Annotated in this window: 19 protein-coding genes; 15 read left to right on the top strand and 4 right to left on the bottom strand. The window is 49.5% G+C overall.

Features of this window, described 5'->3' with window-relative positions; genetic code table 11:
- The first annotated feature begins 85 nt into the window (after positions 1-85).
- The 9 genes from mutM to gyrB all read left to right on the top strand — a co-directional run bounded on the left by mutM (position 86) and on the right by gyrB (position 9,754).
- A complete protein-coding gene (gene mutM, locus NIG5292_RS06150; RefSeq protein WP_048598608.1) occupies positions 86-937 on the top strand; it encodes a bifunctional DNA-formamidopyrimidine glycosylase/DNA-(apurinic or apyrimidinic site) lyase in 852 nt (283 codons plus the stop codon).
- Positions 938-1,001: 64 nt separating this feature from the next.
- Complete coding sequence (locus NIG5292_RS06155) at positions 1,002-1,778, top strand: enoyl-CoA hydratase-related protein (RefSeq protein WP_048598609.1); 777 nt, start codon at positions 1,002-1,004, stop codon at positions 1,776-1,778.
- Positions 1,779-1,864: 86 nt separating this feature from the next.
- Positions 1,865-2,128, top strand: a complete 264-nt coding sequence (gene rpsT, locus NIG5292_RS06160) for a 30S ribosomal protein S20 (protein WP_048598610.1) — start codon at positions 1,865-1,867, stop codon at positions 2,126-2,128.
- 428 nt (positions 2,129-2,556) lie between these two features.
- The gene (gene dnaA, locus NIG5292_RS06165; protein WP_048598611.1) at positions 2,557-3,906 is read left to right on the top strand and encodes a chromosomal replication initiator protein DnaA; all 1,350 of its coding nucleotides are present in this window, start codon (positions 2,557-2,559) and stop codon (positions 3,904-3,906) included.
- Between the two features lie 93 nt (positions 3,907-3,999).
- Positions 4,000-5,118 carry a DNA polymerase III subunit beta gene (dnaN, locus tag NIG5292_RS06170; RefSeq protein ID WP_048598612.1) on the top strand — a complete coding sequence of 373 codons (1,119 nt, stop codon included), beginning with the start codon at positions 4,000-4,002 and terminating at the stop codon, positions 5,116-5,118.
- Positions 5,115-6,212: a DNA replication/repair protein RecF gene (gene recF, locus NIG5292_RS06175; RefSeq protein ID WP_048598613.1), complete on the top strand. Its 1,098-nt coding sequence runs from the start codon at positions 5,115-5,117 to the stop codon at positions 6,210-6,212. Before dnaN ends, recF begins: the two co-directional genes overlap by 4 nt.
- 16 nt (positions 6,213-6,228) lie before the next feature.
- Positions 6,229-6,645 carry a VOC family protein gene (locus NIG5292_RS06180; protein ID WP_048598614.1) on the top strand — a complete coding sequence of 139 codons (417 nt, stop codon included), beginning with the start codon at positions 6,229-6,231 and terminating at the stop codon, positions 6,643-6,645.
- Positions 6,642-7,262: a LysE family translocator gene (locus NIG5292_RS06185; RefSeq protein ID WP_048598615.1), complete on the top strand. Its 621-nt coding sequence runs from the start codon at positions 6,642-6,644 to the stop codon at positions 7,260-7,262. Before NIG5292_RS06180 ends, NIG5292_RS06185 begins: the two co-directional genes overlap by 4 nt.
- A gap of 77 nt (positions 7,263-7,339) precedes the next feature.
- Positions 7,340-9,754, top strand: a complete 2,415-nt coding sequence (gene gyrB / locus NIG5292_RS06190; protein ID WP_048598616.1) for a DNA topoisomerase (ATP-hydrolyzing) subunit B — start codon at positions 7,340-7,342, stop codon at positions 9,752-9,754.
- Positions 9,755-9,901: 147 nt separating this feature from the next.
- On the opposite strand, the gene NIG5292_RS06195 is transcribed toward gyrB, so the two are convergent.
- Together NIG5292_RS06195 and NIG5292_RS06200 are read right to left on the bottom strand one after the other, a co-directional pair.
- Entirely contained in the window at positions 9,902-10,300 is a 399-nt protein-coding gene (locus NIG5292_RS06195; RefSeq protein WP_048598617.1) for a cytochrome c maturation protein CcmE domain-containing protein, read from the bottom strand.
- Between the two features lie 109 nt (positions 10,301-10,409).
- The gene (locus NIG5292_RS06200) at positions 10,410-11,174 is read right to left on the bottom strand and encodes an IclR family transcriptional regulator (protein WP_048598618.1); all 765 of its coding nucleotides are present in this window, start codon (positions 11,172-11,174) and stop codon (positions 10,410-10,412) included.
- 120 nt (positions 11,175-11,294) lie between these two features.
- Between NIG5292_RS06200 and NIG5292_RS06205 the strand changes: the two genes are divergently transcribed.
- The 4 genes from NIG5292_RS06205 (at position 11,295) to NIG5292_RS06220 (ending at position 17,770) form a co-directional block, all read left to right on the top strand.
- Positions 11,295-12,902: a GMC family oxidoreductase gene (locus tag NIG5292_RS06205; RefSeq protein WP_048598619.1), complete on the top strand. Its 1,608-nt coding sequence runs from the start codon at positions 11,295-11,297 to the stop codon at positions 12,900-12,902.
- 126 nt (positions 12,903-13,028) lie between these two features.
- Positions 13,029-14,123, top strand: coding sequence for a TRAP transporter substrate-binding protein (locus NIG5292_RS06210; protein ID WP_048598620.1), 1,095 nt, complete (start codon positions 13,029-13,031; stop codon positions 14,121-14,123).
- 125 nt (positions 14,124-14,248) lie between these two features.
- Positions 14,249-16,723 carry a TRAP transporter large permease subunit gene (locus NIG5292_RS06215; RefSeq protein WP_048598621.1) on the top strand — a complete coding sequence of 825 codons (2,475 nt, stop codon included), beginning with the start codon at positions 14,249-14,251 and terminating at the stop codon, positions 16,721-16,723.
- 3 nt (positions 16,724-16,726) lie between these two features.
- Complete coding sequence (locus tag NIG5292_RS06220) at positions 16,727-17,770, top strand: DUF475 domain-containing protein (RefSeq protein ID WP_048598622.1); 1,044 nt, start codon at positions 16,727-16,729, stop codon at positions 17,768-17,770.
- Between the two features lie 89 nt (positions 17,771-17,859).
- Here the strand turns inward: NIG5292_RS06220 and trhO are convergent, their stop codons facing one another.
- Positions 17,860-18,774 carry an oxygen-dependent tRNA uridine(34) hydroxylase TrhO gene (gene trhO, locus NIG5292_RS06225; RefSeq protein ID WP_048598800.1) on the bottom strand — a complete coding sequence of 305 codons (915 nt, stop codon included), beginning with the start codon at positions 18,772-18,774 and terminating at the stop codon, positions 17,860-17,862.
- Between the two features lie 96 nt (positions 18,775-18,870).
- On the opposite strand from trhO, the gene pncA reads away from it, so the two are divergent.
- Positions 18,871-19,530 (top strand): bifunctional nicotinamidase/pyrazinamidase, encoded by a 660-nt coding sequence (gene pncA / locus NIG5292_RS06230; RefSeq protein WP_082136642.1) that lies wholly within the window; start codon positions 18,871-18,873, stop codon positions 19,528-19,530.
- Positions 19,523-20,815 carry a nicotinate phosphoribosyltransferase gene (gene pncB, locus NIG5292_RS06235; protein WP_048598623.1) on the top strand — a complete coding sequence of 431 codons (1,293 nt, stop codon included), beginning with the start codon at positions 19,523-19,525 and terminating at the stop codon, positions 20,813-20,815. Before pncA ends, pncB begins: the two co-directional genes overlap by 8 nt.
- Here pncB and arfB read toward each other — a convergent pair.
- Positions 20,812-21,231, bottom strand: coding sequence for an alternative ribosome rescue aminoacyl-tRNA hydrolase ArfB (arfB, locus tag NIG5292_RS06240; RefSeq protein ID WP_370726433.1), 420 nt, complete (start codon positions 21,229-21,231; stop codon positions 20,812-20,814). The two genes, pncB and arfB, sit on opposite strands and share 4 nt — an antisense overlap.
- Between the last annotated feature and the right edge of the window lie 59 nt (positions 21,232-21,290).

The raw sequence follows: 21,290 nt of genomic DNA on the forward strand, positions 1-21,290 counted from the left end.
TGTCTTTTCCTTGCTGCGGCACTTGTTCTTATAGGCTGCTATTTGGTGGTTACAATGCGTCCACCTGTCAGGGAGATGGAGCGAAATGCCAGAATTACCAGAAGTCGAAACCGTTCGTCGCGGATTATTGCCGGCAATGGAGGGCGTGAAGATTGTGGATGCGGCAGTAAATCGTCCAAATCTTCGCTGGACGTTACCTGAAAATATGGCGGTTCGGTTGACTGGTGCCACGGTTACTGCGCTGCGGCGCCGGTCAAAATATATTCTGGCGGACCTCGATAGCGGTGAGACACTTATTATTCATCTTGGGATGTCTGGTCGTATGCTGATCAGTGGCGTTGCGGTGGGTGAATTCGTTCACGAGCACCCTGCGCCACAAAAGCACGACCATGTCGTTCTAAATATGGAGAATGGCGCGCGTGTTACTTTCAATGATGCGCGCCGTTTTGGACACATGGATCTGGGTGAGACAGCGACCCTTGAAGATCACTGGCTGGTGTCATCAATTGGACCCGAACCTTTTGGTAACGGGTTCAACGAATCCTATTTGGTGCAAGCCATCAAGGATCGTGCGTCACCAATCAAAACAGTACTTCTTGATCAGCGCGTTGTTGCGGGTTTGGGCAATATTTATGTGTGTGAAGTCCTTCACCGCGCAAAGATCTCACCCATACGCAGGGCCTCCAATTTATCCAAAAAGCGGATTGAAAGCTTGGTTCCGATTATTCGTGATGTGTTGGGTGAGGCGATCGAGGCAGGTGGATCATCCCTGCGCGATTACCGGCAAGCCGATGGAGAGCTTGGATATTTTCAGCATACGTTCCGTGCCTATGGACGCGAAGATGCGCCTTGTGTGACCGAGGACTGCACCGGGAAAATCACTCGCATCGTTCAATCTGGACGTTCGTCGTTCTATTGCCCGAAATGTCAAAGATAGCTTGATCGATACGGGTTAAGGTTCTAGCGGTTACAACTCGGGAAACAATGGGGCTTAAAATTTCATGGCTTATGAGACGATCAACGTCACGATCCAAGATCGAATTGCACTAATTAAACTTGATCGCCCTGAGGCGATGAATGCGTTGAATGGTCAATTACTTCGTGAATTGGCCGCTGCTGTTGCGCTCGCCGATAACAATGAAAAAGTACGCTGTATCGTTCTGACTGGTTCTGACAAAGCTTTTGCGGCTGGCGCTGATATCACTGAAATGGCCGATAAGTCCTTTGTCGATATGTACGTCAGTAATTTCTTTGGTCCCGAGACCCAGCAATTTTTGCAGGTTCGTAAACCAATTATCGCCGCGGTCGCGGGCTATTGTTTGGGCGGGGGCTGTGAGCTGGCTATGATGTGCGATTTCATTATTGCCGCTGATACTGCAAAGTTTGGTCAGCCTGAAATCAACCTTGGTGTCGTCGCGGGCATCGGCGGCACACAGCGTTTGACGCGGTTGGTAGGGCGTTCAAAATCGATGGATATGCATCTAACAGGACGCTTTATGGATGCGGAAGAAGCTTTGGTTTCCGGCCTTGTCAGCCGTAAAGTTCCCGCCAAAAAGCTACTGGATGAGGCATTAAGTGTAGCGGGTAAGATTGCTGATAAATCCCAATTAGCGGTGACCTCGGCCAAGCAAGCGGTTCATGCTGCTGATGAAATGTCTTTGTCTGCGGGCTGTGCCTATGAGCGGTCTCTCTTTCAGGCCTTGTTTTCGACCGAAGATCAAAAAGAAGGAATGCGGGCGTTTATTGAAAAGCGCGAAGCCCAATTCCGAGACAAATAGAATGATAACCCTGTTGACTTGAAGGCGACTCGGTCCTAAAGAGCGGCTTCTAGTTTTAACCGAACCCTTGAAGGGAACGAAGATCCATGGCCAATACGCCACAAGCAAAAAAACGCGCCCGTCAAAACGAACGCCGCGCAGCCGTAAACAAAGCACGCCGTACGAACATCCGTACTTTCTTGCGTCGCGTTGAAGAAGCAATCGCTTCTGGTGACCAAACAGCAGCTGCTGAAGCTCTGAAAGTCGCGCAGCCAAAGCTGATGCGCGGTGTTACTAAAGGCATCTTCCACAAGAATACTGTGGCACGTAAGGTATCACGCCTTAACGCACGCGTTAAAGCAATCGCGTAAGCTTCGCACATACTGTGATTTGAAAGGCGTCCTCTGGGGCGCCTTTTTTGTTTTCAAATAATTAAGGAGACACGCGATAGATTCTTTTTCGAATTACGTGCTGTCAATATTAAAGGCTTATTGAAAGCACCGGTTTTCGGGCGCTACTACTAGTGCAGCGATTCACTGTCTGGGGGGACAGCGCATCTGACAAAGACCTTACGTTGTGCAGTAAGCAGCGGATTTAGGTGTCAGTAGCGTAGAAAAAGTGGGGCTTTGCCCTGCTTTGCCACATACGTCGTATGTGCGTGTCCTTCATCAACCGAAACGCAGTTAGGCATGCCGCGAGGGCGTTGTTCTCGCGAATAGCGTAGCTTTGTTTTGATGGTAGTTGCGGTGTGAGCGCTTGTGGGAGGCGCTTGCTTAAAAAAATGAAGGGGCATAATGGAATGACGAAGCAAACGTGGGGTATGGCGCAAGAAGCGCTGGCGCAGACTGTCGGTCAAAACAATTATAAAACCTGGATCGAGCCGATCGGTTTTGCCAGTTTTGATGATGGCGTTGCCGCCCTCACTGTTCCAACTGCTTTTATGGGCAACTATGTCCAATCCAACTATGCAGATGCTATTCTGTACCAGCTGAACATGAACGGCCTGCAGGCTGACCGTCTGAGCTTTCAGGTCAGCCGCGGCGCCCCTCGTGCCACCCCTGCTCCTACCCCTACGGATCGCCCCGTTGCCGCAGCGCCAAAAATGGATATGCAGGGCAATCCCCTCAACTCTCAATTCACGTTTGATACTTTTGTTGTGGGCAAGCCAAACGAGTTGGCTCATGCTGCTGCGCGCCGTGTCGCAGAGGGTGGCGATGTTACTTTTAACCCACTGTTTTTATACGGTGGCGTAGGTCTAGGTAAGACCCACTTGATGCATGCGATCGCCCATGAGTTGCAAGCCCGTCAGCCTGAGAAGCGCGTGCTGTATCTATCAGCCGATCAATTCATGTACCGTTTCATCCAAGCGATCCGTAGCCGGAAAACCATGGACTTTAAGGCCATGCTGCATTCCGTTGATATTTTAATGATTGACGACGTGCAGTTTATTGCGGGTAAAGACAGCACACAGGAAGAGTTCTTCCATACTTTCAACGCGTTGATCAGTGCCAACAAACAGATCATTATTTCTGCAGACCGTGCGCCTGGTGAAATTAAAGACCTTGAAGAGCGTATCAAGTCCCGCCTTCAGTCAGGTTTGATTGTGGACTTGCACCCCACGAACTTTGAGCTGCGCCTTGGTATTCTGCAGTCCAAGGCCGAGATGTATGGCGCTTCTTATCCTGACGTGAAAATCAACGATGATGTGCTAGAGTTTCTGGCGCACCGTATCTCAAAGAACGTCCGCGTTCTTGAGGGGGCGCTAACGCGCTTGTTCGCTTTTGCGCATCTCGTGGGCCGCCCTGTTGATCTTGAATTGGTGCAAGAATGTTTGACTGATACTCTTCGGGAAAGTGATCGCAAAGTAAGCATCGAAGAAATCCAGCGTGTCGTTTGTGATCATTATAATCTCCGCCAATCCGACTTGGTGGGTCCCAAACGCCTACGTGCTTTTGCACGGCCTCGTCAGGTGGCAATGTTCTTGGCCAAGACCATGACACAACGCTCATTGCCTGAAATCGGACGCAAGTTTGGTGGCCGTGACCACACAACAGTGATGCACGGGGTTAAGAAAATCACCGAGCTTTGTCAGATTGATAGCCATATTGCTGATGATCTGGAAATGCTACGTCGTACTCTGGAAGCGTAGCAGAAAAGCACTTGCTGCGAGCCTGTTATGAGGTAATCTGCCCGCTCTAGCACCGTGCTTAGTGCGGTCAGAATTGGCGGCAGGAGTGAGTCGATGAAACTCAGCATTGAACGGGCCACGCTTTTAAAAGCAGTGAGCCAAGCGCAATCGGTTGTTGAGCGGCGCAATACAATTCCGATCCTTGCGAATGTTTTGATCGAGGCTGAAGGAAACAGCGTTTCTTTCCGTGCGACCGATCTTGATATCGAGGTTGTTGATAAAGCGGATGCCATGGTTGAGCGCGCTGGCGCGACGACTGTGTCTGCCGTGACATTGCATGAAATCGTTCGCAAATTGCCTGACGGTGCCATGGTTACTTTGACGGATGACAGTGCCGCTGGCCGATTGACCGTTGAAGCTGGACGCTCCAATTTTAATCTCGCGACCCTGCCGAAAGAAGACTTTCCAGTTATGGCGTCGTCTGAGTATCAAACGAATTTCGGCGCTCCATCACCTGTGCTGCGCCGTTTGTTTGATAAATCAAAGTTCGCGATCAGTACCGAAGAAACACGGTATTATTTGAACGGTGTTTACCTGCATATCGCGGACAGTGATGGGGGTCATGTGCTCCGCGCAGTCGCGACTGACGGTCACCGCCTGGCGCGAATTGATGCGGATATGCCTGAGGGCGCGTCTGGCATGGCTGGCGTTATCGTGCCGCGCAAAACTGTTAACGAGCTGCGCAAACTTCTGGATGATGACGAAGTTCAGATCGCGGTGTCTGTCTCGGAGACAAAAATCCGGTTTGCGACACCTGCGATTACGCTGACGTCCAAAGTTATTGACGGCACATTTCCTGACTACACGCGCGTTATCCCACAGGGAAATACGCGCAAGATGGAAGTTGATGCAGCGGACTTTGCAAAGGCTGTTGACCGTGTGGCAACTGTATCCTCCGAGCGGAGCCGTGCTGTGAAGCTGCAGCTTGATGAAGACCGTTTGGTTCTGTCAGTGAACGCCCCCGATGCGGGCGCGGCCGAAGAAGAGCTTGCCGTTGCGTATGGGGATGAGCGTCTTGAGATTGGCTTCAACGCAAAATATCTGCTTGAAATCGCTAGTCAGGTAGACCGCGAGAATGCTGTCTTCTTGTTCAATTCAGCTGGCGATCCCACGCTGATGCGCGAAGGCAATGACCAATCGGCGATTTACGTCGTCATGCCGATGCGCGTGTGAGTGAACTTCATCTTTCACGCCTGAGCCTGTCCCATTTTAGATCGCACAAACGCGCTGTCGTTGAGTGTGATGCGCGGCCTGTGGCAATATTTGGCGCAAACGGTGCCGGAAAAACTAACCTGATTGAAGCGGTAAGCTTACTGTCGCCAGGACGTGGTTTGCGCCGCGCATCTGCCGAGGCCATGACCCGCCGTCCAGAGGCATTGGGCTGGAAGGTGACTGGTGAACTATCTGCTTCGGGTCAAAGTTATGAGGTAGAGACGTGGTCAAAAGATCACGCTGCCCGCCAAGTTAAAATTGATGGCAAAGCGGCCACCCAGATAGCGCTTGGACAGATTGCACGGGTCTTGTGGTTGATCCCAGCGATGGACCGTCTTTGGATTGAGGGCGCAGATGGGCGTCGTCGTTTTCTAGACCGCATGGCCATGAGCTTCCACCCGACACATGCGGAAGCAACCCTGTCATATGAAAAAGCTATGCGCGAGCGGAACCGCCTTCTGAAGGATATGGTTCAGGATCCACATTGGTATCGTGCGCTTGAAGTGCAGATGGCGGATAGCGGCATGGCCATTATGCGCAATCGGCGTGATGCGGTCATGAAGCTGACGGCAGCACAGGAAGCGGCGCAGACAAGTTTTCCGACAGCGACGCTATCGTTGCTTGAGGTCGAGGACGCGCCGATTGGCAATGAGGATGACTTGCTGCAAGCATTTCAAGGCAGTCGTGCGCAAGATTTACGGGCAGGGCGCACGCTGGTGGGTCCTCATCGCAGTGATCTTGATGCGGTTTATGCGGTCAAAGACGTTCCTGCGCGAGATTGTTCAACAGGTGAGCAGAAAGCGCTGTTAATCTCGCTGATCTTAGCGAATGCGCGGGCGCTTATTGCCGATGTTGGTGCGCCGCCTCTACTGTTGTTGGACGAAGTAGCGGCACACCTTGATGCAGGACGCCGTGCGGCACTTTATGATGAAATAACTGCCTTGGGCGCGCAGGCGTGGATGACGGGGACAGAACCACATTTGTTTGATGCATTGGGAGAGCGGGCAACGTACCTTGAAGTTGACGCGGATACAGTGCGCGAAGCGAGCGTTTAGTAATGGAGTGGGTGCAGTGCAGGCAAACAGAGTTACGTTAATCACTTTAGGTGTCGCCGATTTGGCTGTGTCGAAAGCTTTCTACGCGGCGCTTGGTTGGGTTTTGGAAGAAGCGACGGATGATGTCGCTTTCTACGATATCGGCGGCGCTAAGTTTGGGCTCTACAGTCTTGGGAAAATGGCTGAAGATCTTGATTTGAGCATCGACGATTTGGGGTGTGGCGCGTCAAATCTGTCACAAAACTACCCAACCGAGGCCGAAGTCGATGCGGCGTATGACTTGGCATTAAGTGCAGGCGCCAAACCTGTGAAGAAACCAGCGGCTATCTTTTGGGGCGGCTATTCTGGGGCGTTCGCTGATCCAGATGGCCATGTTTGGGAGGTCGCGTGTAATCCGTTTTGGCCGCTCAATGACGAAGGGCACATTGCATGACCATCGATTTGGCGGGCGCGCTTCTTTATGCGGGCTCGCTGCTTGTCTTGTTCATGACGCCCGGACCCGTTTGGGTGGCTTTGATTGCCCGTGGGTTATCTGGTGGATTTCAGTCCGCTTGGCCGCTCGCCCTTGGTGTGGCTTTGGGTGACTTCCTGTGGCCAATCGTGGCCATTTTTGGCGTGTCTGTCTTTGTCACTCAGTTTGAGGAATTTATGATTGTCCTGCGATATGCGGCTTCGATCATATTTTTTGTTATGGGATACTCTCTGATCCGTAATTATGACCGCGCCCTTGGCTCAGACAGCAGGTTAACTCGACCCGGCATGATGGCGGGGTTTGTGGCCGGTATTGCGGTGATCATCGGCAATCCCAAGGCGATCTTGTTCTATGTTGGCGTCTTACCGGGGTTCTTTGATCTGACGCAGGTAACGTGGCGCGATGCGTTTATGATTTGTACATTGTCGTTTGTTGTTCCGCTGACAGGCAACATAATTTTGGCCGTATTTGTCGAGCGAATCCGCGCAGTCTTGACCTCTCAAACAGGCCTAAAACGGATCAATCTGACCAGTGGAGTATTGCTGATTTTGGTTGGGTTGGTCATTCCGTTTACCTGACGCAAAATATAGCGGTGAGGCGTGACAATCAGCGCTAAACCTCGTATAAAAGTGTGAAAATACGAGGTAACAATCGCATGTCCGACACGCCAGTCACACCGCAGGAATACGGTGCCGATTCTATTAAGGTTCTCAAGGGGTTAGAGGCTGTTCGTAAGCGCCCTGGAATGTATATCGGCGATACCGATGACGGTTCTGGTCTGCACCACATGGTCTACGAGGTCGTTGATAACGGGATTGACGAGGCGCTGGCCGGTCATGCGGATTATGTCACGGTTACAATTCACGATGACTCGAGCATTTCGGTTCGTGACAACGGCCGCGGCATTCCTGTTGGAATGCACGAAGAAGAAGGTGTTTCTGCAGCAGAAGTCATCATGACACAGCTGCACGCAGGCGGTAAGTTTGACAGCAATTCCTACAAGGTTTCGGGCGGCCTTCACGGTGTTGGTGTGTCGGTTGTAAATGCATTGTCGGATTGGCTTGAGCTGCGTGTATGGCGTGATGGGTCCGAGCATATCGCACGGTTTGAGCGCGGCGATACAGTCAAACATCTTGAGCGGGTAGGCCCCTCTGAAGAGACAGGTACTGAGGTGCGTTTTCTTTCGTCTCTAGAGACGTTCAGCAATCTTGATTACAGTTTTGAAACCCTTGAAAAGCGGCTGCGCGAACTGGCGTTTTTGAACTCGGGTGTGCGGATCATCTTGGTTGATGAGCGTCCTGCAGAAGCATTGAAGAGTGAGTTGTTTTACGACGGTGGCGTGAAAGAATTCGTTAAATATTTGGATCGCTCAAAGTCTTCTGTGATGGACACGCCCATCTACGTTAAAGGTGAAAAAGACGACATCGGCGTTGAAGTCGCGATGTGGTGGAATGACAGCTATCACGAGAATGTGCTGCCATTCACCAACAACATTCCGCAGCGTGATGGTGGCACCCACATGGCGGGTTTCCGTAGTGCGTTGACGCGGACTATTCAAAAATATGCCCAAGATACAGGCATCGCCAAACGTGAAAAGGTGAACTTTACGGGTGATGATGCCCGTGAAGGGCTGACCTGCGTTTTGTCGGTAAAAGTGCCGGATCCGAAATTCTCTAGCCAAACCAAAGACAAACTTGTGTCGTCCGAAGTCCGCCCTGCAGTTGAAAGCCTTGTGGGAGAGAAACTTCTCGAGTGGTTCGGCGAGAACCCCAATGAGGCCAAGATTGTTGTCGGCAAAATCATTGAGGCGGCAATGGCGCGAGAGGCTGCGCGCAAAGCCCGTGAACTGACGCGTCGCAAGACGGCCATGGATGTAAATTTCCTTGCGGGTAAACTGAAAGACTGTTCGGAAAAAGACCCGTCAAAAACTGAAGTTTTCCTCGTCGAGGGTGACTCTGCGGGGGGCTCAGCGCAGACTGGCCGTGACCGTCAGACGCAAGCTATTTTGCCCCTGAAAGGTAAGATTTTGAACGTTGAGCGCGCGCGTTTTGATCGCATGCTTGGCAGCCAAGAGATTGGTAATCTTGTGATGGCGCTTGGTACTGGCATTGGCCGTGACGAGTTCAACATTGAAAAGTTGCGCTACCACAAAATCGTCATCATGACCGATGCGGACGTTGATGGTGCCCACATTCGGACGCTCTTGTTGACGTTCTTCTTCCGTCAGATGCCTGAGTTGATCGAAAAGGGTTACCTCTACATTGCGCAACCACCGCTTTACAAAGTGGCACGCGGTAAGTCCGAAGTTTACCTAAAAGACCAAGCGGCGATGGATGATTACCTCATTGACCAAGGGATCGACGGTGCTGTTTTGCAGTTACAATCGGGTGAAGAGATTTCAGGTCAAGATTTGCGCCGTGTCGTCGAAGATGCGCGTCAAGTGCGCCGAGTGCTGGAGGCATTCCCAACCCACTATCCGCGTCATATTCTTGAGCAAGCTGCGATCGCTGGGGCGTTTGTGCCGGGCGTTCTGGACGCCGATTTGCAGGGCGTTGCGGACAAAGTCGCAGAGCGTTTGAACTTGATTGCGCTTGAGTACGAGCGCGGCTGGACGGGCCGCCCAACCCAAGACAAAGGCATGCGTTTGACCCGAATTTTACGCGGCGTTGAGGAAGCGCGGGTTCTAGACGGGCCTATGCTGCGCAGCGGTGAATCGCGTCGGACCGGCACGATGACTGAGGCGCTTCAAGAAGTATATAGCCTGCCTGCCAAGTTGTATCGCAAAGATCGTACCGTACCAATTTACGGTCCGCTTGATCTGTTGGCTGCTGTCCTTGAAGAGGGCGAAAAAGGTCTGTCGCTGCAGCGCTACAAAGGTCTAGGGGAAATGAACCCTGATCAGCTTTGGGAGACGACTCTGGATCCTGATGCGCGGACCCTGTTGCAAGTCAAAATTGAAGACGTGGCAGATGCAGATGACATCTTTACAAAGCTGATGGGGGACGTCGTTGAGCCGCGTCGCGACTTTATTCAGAACAACGCGTTGTCGGTTGAAAACCTCGATTTTTAAATTTTCCGGCCGGCTACTTTAGAGTTCTGATATCCCAATTAGGATGTAAAAGATTACTTTGATTAAGTTAAAATCTTTGAATTTTTCTCTTAAAATACGGTAATTAAAGGATCACAATCAGACTAACGGGCTAACTCTTCAAACAGTTTAATTTTCAATCATTACTCCATAAGATTTGAGCTCGTTAAGGGCGGCTTCTGGAAAAAAATCTGAGCTAAATTCAAGTAAAATGGTGGTGGCAACGAAGATGTCGTTTTTAAATTTACCGCTGATGACGGCTGGAATCCCGGGTCCGAAGAGTTCAGGCAGATAACTATCGTAAATTACCGTAACGCTATTTGATCGGTCTAATAATTTGAACTCGTAACCGATCTCGCTGTTGTCCGAGCTTTTTATGCTGTTGACGATACCGAAGATGTTCAAATTTTGATCATATTTAGAAGAAAATTCAATAGCTTCGCCTGGGAAAAGAAAGTACCGAGGACTGGCGAACGCCGATAGCGTGAGACAGTATAAAAATATAATTGAATAACGAAATATTTTCATAATGTCTTAGTTCTCCATTAGCGCTTAAACAGTGGGTTAGAAATTCGTATATTTTGTCCTAAAATACCGTTGAAGCTTGCTTGAGGCAGACATGATACACAACAAAAAATCACTCCAGAAAAAGTATTTTTTCTAATTTTTGGCTTGCAGTTATAAGTACTTCTCTAGTCTCAATCATGGATGAAAGGTTCAGTCGTTGGGTTGGTCCATGATAAGCTAACCCCGCGACAAATCGATTTTCAAGGTCGAAAATCGGTACAGCAATTGCTATCAAACCGGGCATGAATTCTTCTCTATCAAGGGCGTAGCCGTTGGCTCTTATCTCGCTTAGTTCATCTATGAGTACGGCTTTATCGGTTATAGTATTCACCGTCATTGCAGTAAGGTTAAGGCTTTCGACAAGAGCTAATTGATGCCTCTTCGGGAGATTGGCTAAAAAACACTTGCCGCTAGCTGTGCAGTGGAAAGGAACGCTAGAGCCAATTGGCTGCTGAATTCGAAAAGCCCAATCTGTCTCTACGCGATCCAGGTAGTTCATTCCGTCTGCCCCCGGAACAGCGTAGTTTACGGTTTCACCAATTTGCTCGTTGACTCCCAATAAAATTTGATGGCGAGCGATATAATCCCGAGAACTGTGCAAAAGGCCTGCGCCCATGATCCGCAATCGCCTCGCAATCTGGTATTTCTTGCTCATGTGTTTTCTGTTGATAAAGCCATTTTGCTCCAATGTTGCGCAAAGTCGATGAACCGTTTGTTTGGGTAAGTCCAATTGGGCGTTGATTTCTGTTGCGGTCATAGCGCTCTCGCTGCTCCCCAAAACTTCAAGGATTTTCAGGGTTCTAAGATTTGTGGGGATACGCTGGGATTTCGTCATTTCTTCGCCTTGCAAATCAACAAATTCAAAAAATTGATGCAATTAAAAATAAAAGGTGTAACGTGAGAGGAAATAGAGAATAAAAGTCTCATTTTTTGATACTAAGGTGTAACTGATCACATGTCTAGTGAATTTGATTATATAATCGTGGGAGCTGGCTCCGCAGGATGTGCGCTCGCCAACAGGCTGTCGGATGATGGGCGTTATTCAGTTGCGTTGGTCGAAGCTGGATCAATGGATCGGAATCTCTGGATCCATATACCTGTTGGATACTTTCGAACCATGGGTAATTCAAAAACCGATTGGTGCTACAAAACGGAGGCGGACGCAGGTATTGCAGGGCGCTCAATTTCGTGGCCTCGCGGTAGAGTGCTAGGTGGCTCCAGTTCTATAAACGGTTTGTTATATGTGAGAGGTCAGAGGCAAGACTACGATCACTGGGCTCAGTTAGGTTGTAATGGCTGGAGTTGGGAGCAAGTTGGGCCTCTATTCAAGCGTTCTGAAACTTGGAATGGAGACCATGTTGATGATGACAGGGGCACCGACGGCCCGCTTTCCGTGCAAAAATCGCGACTGACACGTCCAGTTGTTGATAAATGGTTGGATGCGGCAGTTAATGCCGGATACAAACGTAATCCCGATTATAATGGGCGTGAACAAGAAGGGGTTGGTTACTTTCAGTTGACGATGAAGAAGGGTCGAAGATGCTCTTCAGCGGCTGCATATCTCAGGCCTATTCGAACGAGAAAAAACCTGCATATAATCACTGATACTCAAACGGAAAAAGTCATCGTTGAACGTGGTGAGGCAGTAGGCATCCGTGTCAAGCATCATGGATTGATGGAGGATTTTTTTTCCCGCAAAGAGGTAATCTTAAGCGCTGGTGCCATTGGTTCACCGCAAATTCTTATGCTTTCCGGGATCGGTGACCCCGATGAACTTATGAAGCATGGGATTGAAACTAAAATAAAAATTAAAGCCGTCGGCAAAAACCTTCAAGATCACTTGCAGGCGAGGCCAGTATATAAAACCAATCTCAGCACGATAAACGTAGAAGCTAATAATATCTTCAAACAAGGCATCATGGCGATGCAATATGCTTTGTCTCAGCGTGGTCCAATGACAATGGCGGCTAGCCTTGGAACGGCGTTCTTGAAAACAGATCCAAGACTAGAAACACCTGACATACAATTTCATATTCAACCTTGGAGCGCTGATAAACCAGCAGATGGGCCCCATCGGTTTTCTGCTTTCACTGCTTCAGTCTTACAACTGCGGCCTGAAAGTACCGGACATTTGTCGTTGAAGTCCGCGAATATGGACGATCACCCACTCATTTATCCAAATTACTTGGCGACAAACAACGACTGCCAAACAATTGTAAAAGGGATCCAAATAGCTCGAACGATTGCCCAAAGTCAGCCGATTAAAGACCATATTACAGAAGAATATGCGCCGGGAGCTGGTGTTGCTTTTGATGATCATGAAGCCACGTTGGCTTGGGCGCGAGAAACGGCAGTTACCATCTACCACCCAACTGGAACTTGCAAAATGGGCATTGATGATTTTTCTGTGGTGGATCCGAAGCTAAAGGTAAGAGGAATAAATCGCCTTCGTGTCGCGGATGCTTCGATTATGCCTACCATTGTCAGTGGCAACACAAATGCACCTTGCATAATGATTGGCGAACGAGCTGCTGAACTCATACTAGAGGATGCAAAGCTTTGATGCTTATCGATCTTACTTGCTTGTAGAAAATTTCGACGAGTAAGTAATCTACACCCTCTGTTGTGAAGCCTTCAACTCAGAGTGGTCATTAATAATAAGAGGGCTTGAACTAACGGGAGGAACCAAATGTTCAATATTAAATACGTAGCTGCTGGTGCTACTGCAATTGCGCTAATGGCGTCGTCAGCGATGGCGGAAAAAGTCTTGCGGATCCAATCTGTACTTGCAACGTCATCTGACGAAGTGACTATGCTGGCTGACTTCGGCAAAGATGTCGAAGCATTGACCGGTGGATCGCTTACTGTAGAAATACTTCCAGCTGGTGCCGTTGTTGGTCCGCGAGACATCATGGACGCGGTAGACGCTGGTCTTGTTGAAGGCGGCTTTGCTTGGACCCATTACTGGGGCGGCAAGCACGTAGCGGCTAACTTGTTTGGTGCACCAGTCGCTGGTGCAGGCGTTGGCATGGATAACATCGCTTTCTTAAGTTGGTTCCAATATGGTGGTGGCAAGGAATTGTACGATCGCCTTTGGGACGAGATGGGTGTGAACGTCAAAGGCTTCATGTTGCAGCCAGTTGGCCCTGAGGCCCTGGGTTGGTTCCCTGAGCCAATCGAATCTATGGATGACTTCCGTCAGATGCGCTTCCGAGCTCCTCCAGGCATGGTTGGTGCAGCTTACGCGGATATTGGTGTTCCTGCAGTAGCGATGGGCGGTGGAGACATTCTACCCGCACTCGAAAAAGGGACCATTGATGCGGCCGAATGGTGTTGCCCGAAGCCAGATAGTGTATTTGGCTTTCAGAAGGTATTGAAGCACTACTACCTGCAGGGTCTCCACCAGGTCGTTGTAAACGCTGATATGTATATCAATGGCGACTTCTACGACAGCCTTAGCGATTTAGAGAAAAAAGCGCTTGAGGTCGCTTCGACAGCGTCTTTATCAAAATCAATGTCTTACCGGATTTATGAAAACGGCAAAGCGTTGAAAGACCTGACTGAAAACCATGGTGTTATCCTTGAAGATACACCTGCGGACTATTTCACTGAGTACATGGCTGCAGCGAAAAACGCTCTTCAAGAGGCGTCTGACTCAAATGAATTCTTTGCGGAAGTCTGGCAGTCACAAAAAGATTTTGCTGACATTGCAGTACCTTTCTGGGCTGGCGCGCAAGCGGCTAATGCTAGCTTGGGTAAGGCACACGCAGACACCCTAAAATAACCTAATTAGTTGCGCGGGGCATCATTGCTCCGCGCTTCAATTTTGATGAACGGTTCATGTGACGCAGAAACCGTTCATCAAAATTGAAAATATTACTGCAATTATTCTTAAGGATGGGAACGGTTATGGCCGCGGATCAAGTGAACATAGAAGAGCTCGAAATTGCAGATGAGCTGATTGCCGAGCGTCGCGCGGAAGCTCCCGGTGATACACCCAAAGATATGACAGCTTGGCAGCGCCCAATAACTGCGGCCATTGACGTCCTGAATTATCGTGCAGGTCAGATAATAGCAGTATTAATGGTACCTTTGATTGCAGCGGTGGTCTTCGAGGTTTTCTCTCGAAACTCTTTCTCAATTCTTTCGAACGCAGGTTTTGAAGAATTTGCTCGAAGTCTTGGTTTGGGTCCAACCCTTTGGGTTTATGATACAAGCAGGATGATTGCAGGTGTCTTGTTTATGGGTGCCGCAGGCTACGGATTGATGCGCGGAGTACACATCCGCGCTGATTTTTTATACAGAAATTGGAGCCCTAAGACCCAAGCCACGGTTGATGCGATTTTGTACCTAGTATTTTTTATACCTTCGATGATATTTTTTACTATTGTAGCTTCGCAATATTGGTGGCTGTCGTTTGTCACTGGTGAGACTATGCAAGTTGACAGTGCCTGGGGACCTCTTCTTTGGCCAGCTCGAATAGCTATGCCAATAGGCGCTATCTTATTGACGCTACAAGGAATTCCAGAGATTTTCAGAGCTTTCCATAAGATGGGGAAAGAACGTGAAACTTGGTTTGTTAAAGCGTTACCAATTTATGTAATAACTCTGGCTTGGCTAATCCTGGCAGTTTTCCAGCCTGATTTTGTGCCAGGTGGGGCCTGGTTTGAAAGTTTAATGGTGGCGAAATCGAGCATTAGTAAGCCGGTTATTGGTCTAATAATGCTTGGTTCAATGTTGTTTGTGATCTTTATTGGGTTCCCAATTGCATTCACCCTGATTTTTCTAGGCTTTGTTTTTGGAATTTGGGGAGCAAACTTTAAACTTACTACGCTTCTAATGACCTTGAATACCAACTCTACAATGCTGAACGACCAATTGATGGCCGTGCCGCTCTTTGTCCTTATGGGCATTGTGATGGAGTCGGCTGGTCTTATGGAGCGACTTTTTTCCTCGATACAGATGATAATGGCGCGAGTACGAGGATCACTCTTTGTTGCAGTTTTAATCGTTTCGACGATTTTCGCGGCTGCCACTGGTATCGTTGGTGCCTCGGTCACACTTTTAGGAATTATGGCAGGTGCAACAATGAGTCGTTCCGGCTACAATGTGCAACTTGCAGCCGGAACGATCACCGCTGGTGGCACGTTGGGTATCCTGATCCCTCCGTCAATTATGTTGATTGTCATGGGGCCGGTGCTTGAAGTCTCTACACTTGATCTCTTTAGAGGAGCATTCGTACCAGGCGCTTTGTTAGCTTCTCTTTACTTATTGTACACATTGGGTCGCTGTTGGCTAAACCCCGCACTGGGGCCAATCCTGTCTAAAGAAGACCAACCAAGAACTTCTAGTCACTATGGTGCTGAAGTTGCGTTGGTATGTCTCGGCGTCCTGACTATCTGTCGAATTTTTGGGCTATCCATTAGCGGCCAATTTGCTTCAGTCATGCCCTTCGGCGGACTGTTTATCATGATTTTAGTAATAATCATATCTCATCGCGCCTATCGGAGCCTGGCTGCACTACGGATCGTAGTACCGCTAGCTGTGTTGTTTCACGTTTATATGCTCGTGAGCAACTTTGCTCTAAGTGAAGCAACGCCAGCCTGGCCTTTGATATTTACAGGATTTATCTTCATTTTAACATATCTTGGGCGTCATATTTACTCTCATGATGCCAATGTTACATTTGAATTCTCTGCGTTGTGGGATGAGTTTTTTGCGGGCCTAATGCCTCCGACAATCTTAATTTCGTTTGCGTTGGGCTCGATACTTTTGGGCCTTGCAACGCCAGCGGAGGCTGCCGCTATGGGCGCATTTGGTGCAATACTTTTGTCAGTTGGCTACCGAAAGTTTACCTTGCCTAGCTTCTTTGACAGCTTGATCAAAGCTTTAGAAATTACTGTTCTGATCATGTTCTTGGTCGCTGCCTCCAACTTCTTTGGCGCGCAATTTAGTGCTCTAGGAACGCCTCGGATGATGACAGAAATATTGCTTGGACTAGATATGTCTCCGTATCTAATTCTGCTTTTAGTAATGGCTCTTATTTTCTTGCTGGGTTGGCCACTTGAGTGGGTTCCAATTGTATTGATTGTGGTGCCAATCTTGTTACCTACTGTAGAGGCTTTAGATATTCATGGGTTATCGAGATATGATCTCATGGTGTGGTTTGGAATTTTGGTTGCTGTAAACCTTCAAACAGCTTGGCTATCGCCTCCAGTTGCGCTTTCAGCTTATTTTCTAAAGGGAGTGGTGCCAAATTGGGACTTGAAGGACATTTACCTAGGAATGATGCAATTCATGTTGGTACAGCTCCTCGGCCTAAGCTTAATCTTTGCATTCCCCCAGTTAGTACTGTGGCTGCCCGAAATAATGTCAGGGAATTAATTTATGAATAGCGAACGTACCGTAACTTCATATTTAAAATGGCCCTTAGCTACTACTGTTGTCGGGCTACTTCTCTCTGCTTGGCTTGGTTGGGCTACTGAAGGCACTATTTCGGGCCTTATATCGTTTTTAATCGTTGGCATTGTTTTGGCAGCACTTGAGATCGCACTTTCTTTTGATAATGCAATTGTAAACGCCAACAAACTTGAAGAAATGACACCGGTCTGGCGTCAGAGGTTTCTGACGTGGGGCATCTTAATTGCAGTTTTTGGTATGCGCATCGTTTTTCCTCTGGCCATTGTTGCGATTTTTGTTTGGATAAATCCTTTCGCGGCAATGCATCTAGCGCTTGCTGATCCAGATGAGTACTCGCGTATTATTGGCAAAGCACATGGTCCAATATCAGCATTTGGGGGAACCTTCTTGATGATGGTAGCACTTAAGTTTTTTGTTGATGGCGAAAAAACTATTGATTGGATTGGTCCAATTGAAAGAGGTCTACGCTACTGTAGTTCTGTCCGAGGTTTGGAAATTGCGTTAGTTTTGATTATTGTACTTACCATTTCACGAATTATTCCCAATGATTATTCAGCTCAATTTGTTACGTCAGCAATCATGGGTCTGCTTGTGTTTGTAGCAGTTGATGGGCTCGGTACAGTTTTAGATAATATAGCAGGCCGGACCGCTGAAATTGGTGCTAAAGGTGGTTTAGGGGCATTTTTGTACCTTGAAGTACTAGATGCTAGCTTTTCGTTCGATGGCGTTATTGGTGCTTTTGCGCTAACGACCAACATACTCCTGATCGCGATTGGTCTTGGTATTGGCGCCATGTATGTGAGGGCGATGACGATTATGCTCGTTGAAAAAGGCACACTTGCGGAGTTTCGATATTTGGAACATGGAGCATTTTACTCCATATTTGCATTATCGCTCGTGATGTTCATGCAGTCAATTTTTCACGTCCACGAACTGATAACAGGCGGAGTTGGTATGACAATCATTGCATTGTCCTTCGTGTCATCAATACGTCACAATCAAAAAGATTGAGTCAATAGTAAAAAATCCATGTCAAACAATGAATACGGCTTAACCGGCCTATCCGTCTAAATAAATATATGACGGAAGAACCGCAATATTCACTCAATTCCGTGAATACCCATATGAGTGATCCCGCGTTCGCGGGCTAGCCGTATCTGTTTCTGGCGTTCACGGAAGCGTGTTTTATCGTCTTCCGAGGTCTCACCAATGCACTGGTGGCAAGAAACGCCTTCTTCCCATTCTGCGCGTGTTTTGTCTTCTGGCAAAACAGGCTTGCGGCACGCGTGACACATCTCGTGAGGGCCTTCACGCAGCCCGTGCTCAACCGATACGCGGCCGTCGAATACAAAACACGAGCCTTCCCATGTGCTCTGTTCCTCAGGCACTTCCTCGAGGTACTTCAAGATGCCGCCCTTGAGGTGAAACACATCGTTTACACCTTGGCTCATCAAATAGTTCGTTGATTTCTCGCAGCGGATACCGCCCGTACAGAACATGGCGATTTTCTTGTTGTGCAAGCGGTCCTTGTTGGCCTCCCACCAGGCTGGAAATTCGCCAAAGCTGGTCGTTTCCGGGTCAATTGCGCCTTTGAATGTGCCGATGCCCACTTCATAATCGTTGCGTGTATCAATGACTGCCACGTCGTCGCGCTCGATCAATTCGTTCCAGTCTTGCGGTGCAACATAGTGGCCAACATGGGCTTTTGGATCCACGTTTGGTTGGCCCATCGTGACGATCTCACGTTTAAGACGCACGCGCATGCGTCCGAACGGCGCGTCTCGGGACGTCGACTCTTTCCATTCAAGATCGGCGCAGCCGGGCAATGATTTGAGGTATGCGACGATGTTGTCGATACCGCTGCGCGAGCCTGCAATTGTGCCGTTGATCCCTTCGGGGGCCAACAACAACGTGCCCATGATGCCGTTTGTGTCACACGCGGATTTAAGAGGCGCTTGCAGGGCTTGGTGATCGGCAAAGCGGGTGAAGTGGTAGAGTGCAGCAATCGTATACATAAAGCTGCATTTACGCCTAAGGCTGGCATCGCGCAAGTATGCCATTGGGGGCGGGCGATGGCGGCTTTCAAGGCGGCTTGGCATTGACGGGGCCGGATGGGCCTTTTACCCATTATCCTTAAGTATGAATGGGAAGGATTGCCTGTGACCCGCGCGCCGAATGAAGCGCTCATCGTGATTGATGTGCAGAACGATTTTTGTTCAGGCGGGGCTTTGGCCGTGCCAGATGGCGAGGCTGTCGTCGCAGGAATTAACACAGTGATGGATGAGTTTTCGTGTGTTGTGTTGACCCAAGATTGGCACCCCGCAGGGCATTCATCGTTTGCCAGCAGTCACGGTGGACGTGCGCCTTATGACCTGATTGATATGCCCTATGGCGCGCAAGTTTTATGGCCAGACCACTGCGTTCAGGCCAGCCGCGGGGGTGCGTTTCATGCAGACCTTAATGACGCGCGTGCTGATCTGATCATTCGCAAAGGTACCAACCCACTCATCGACAGTTATTCGGCATTTTTTGAAAACGACAAAACAACGCCAACGGGCCTTGAGGGATACCTGCGCACGCGCGGCATTCAGAAGCTGACAATGGTTGGTTTGGCGACTGATTTTTGCGTCAACTTTTCTGCAGTTGATGCGGCACGGCTTGGGTTTGATGTACGTGTTGATCTTGATCTGTGCCGTGGGATTGATTTGGACGGCTCGCTTGCGGCGGCCCTTGCTGGGATGAAAGAGGCGGGAGTGCAGGTCGATGGTTGATATTGCGACGCGGGTTTGGAACCACAAATGGAAGATTGACCCTATCGTTCGGTCCCTGATTGATACTGACTTTTATAAATTGCTGATGTGCCAGTCTGTGTTCCGCAACAAGCCGGACACCCAAGTGCGGTTTAGTTTGATCAATCGTTCACAGGATGTGCCGCTTGCAAAGCTGATCGACGAAGGGGAGTTGCGCGAGCAGCTTGACCATATTCGTAGTCTGTCTTTGACGCGCGGTGAAAGCACATGGATGCGCGGCAATACTTTTTATGGCAAGCGCCAGATGTTCCGCCCTGATTTCATGGACTGGTTTGAATCCCTCACGCTGCCGGAATACCATCTTGAGCGTATCGGCGATCAGTATGAATTGACCTTTGAGGGGTCATGGCCAGAGGTCATGTTGTGGGAAATCCCGGCGCTGTCTGTTTTGATGGAGCTTCGCGGGCGCGCGGTTTTGGGCGAGATGGGTCGCTTTGAATTACAGGTCCTTTATGCCCGCGCCATGACTAAGCTGTGGGGCAAAATTGAAAAATTGCGCACAGTAGACAACCTGATGATTGCTGATTTTGGTACGCGCCGCCGCCACTCATTTTTGTGGCAGGACTGGTGTGTACAGGCGATGACCGAAGGGTTGGGCAATTCGTTTCTGGGAACATCGAACTGTTTGATCGCCAAGAACCGGGACCTTGAGGCGATTGGGACCAACGCGCATGAATTGCCGATGGTTTATTCGGCGCTTGCTCAAACGGATGAAGAGTTGGCCCAAGCGCCTTATCAGGTTTTGTCGGATTGGCATGATGAGCACGAAGGTAATTTACGTGTGATCTTGCCTGACACATACGGCACGCAAGGGTTCCTTGACCGTGCTCCTGATTGGCTTGCGGGGTGGACGGGTATTCGCGTCGACAGCGGTGATCCCGCTACGGCCGCCGAGACTGCGATTGCGTGGTGGAAAGAGCGTGGCGAGGACCCAACCAAGAAGCTAATCATCTTTAGCGATGGTCTTAACGAAGATAAAATCGTGCAACTGGCCAAACAGTTTGACGGGCGCTGTCGCGTCTCGTTCGGGTGGGGTACGCTTTTGACCAACGACTTCCGAGGCCTGACTGACGGTGATCGGCTTGCGCCGTTTTCGATGGTTTGCAAAGCGGTTGAGGCCAATGGCCAGCCCACCGTGAAGCTGTCAGATAATCCCAACAAGGCGATGGGCCCGGCGGATGAAATTGCGCGGTATAAGCGTGTGTTCAACGTAGGCGAGCAAGTCGCGCAGAGTGTCGAAGTTTAATCATCAGTACTGACTTTACCGCGCAAAGACTTCACCTCGCCACGGTTCTTTTTGGCGGCAAGCCTACGTTTCTGACTGCCCCAAGTGGGCTTTGTTGCAACGCGTTTTTTTGGCGTTTCAAGTGCTTTTCGGATCAGATCACGTAGCCGTTCACGGGCAATCTCGCGGTTGCGCGCCTGTGATCTGGTTTCTTCTGCGCGGATCACAATGGCACCTTCGGTCGTCCACTTTTGACCGGCGAGCCGCTTTAACCGTGCCTTGACAGGTGGCGCAAGATTGGGCGAACGGGCCGCCTCAAAACGCAACTCAACCGCCGTTGCAACTTTGTTCACATTTTGCCCGCCCGGTCCGGACGAGCGCGTAAAGCTCTCGGTCAACTCCCAATCCTGCAGGGTGATTTTGTTGCTAATCATCATGATAAACGCAGCCAGTTCGGGTCTTGTTGTAAAAGTAAAAAGGGCCGCCCAATTGGTGA

It is taken from the genome of Nereida ignava, assembly GCF_001049735.1.
GTDB lineage: Bacteria > Pseudomonadota > Alphaproteobacteria > Rhodobacterales > Rhodobacteraceae > Nereida > Nereida ignava.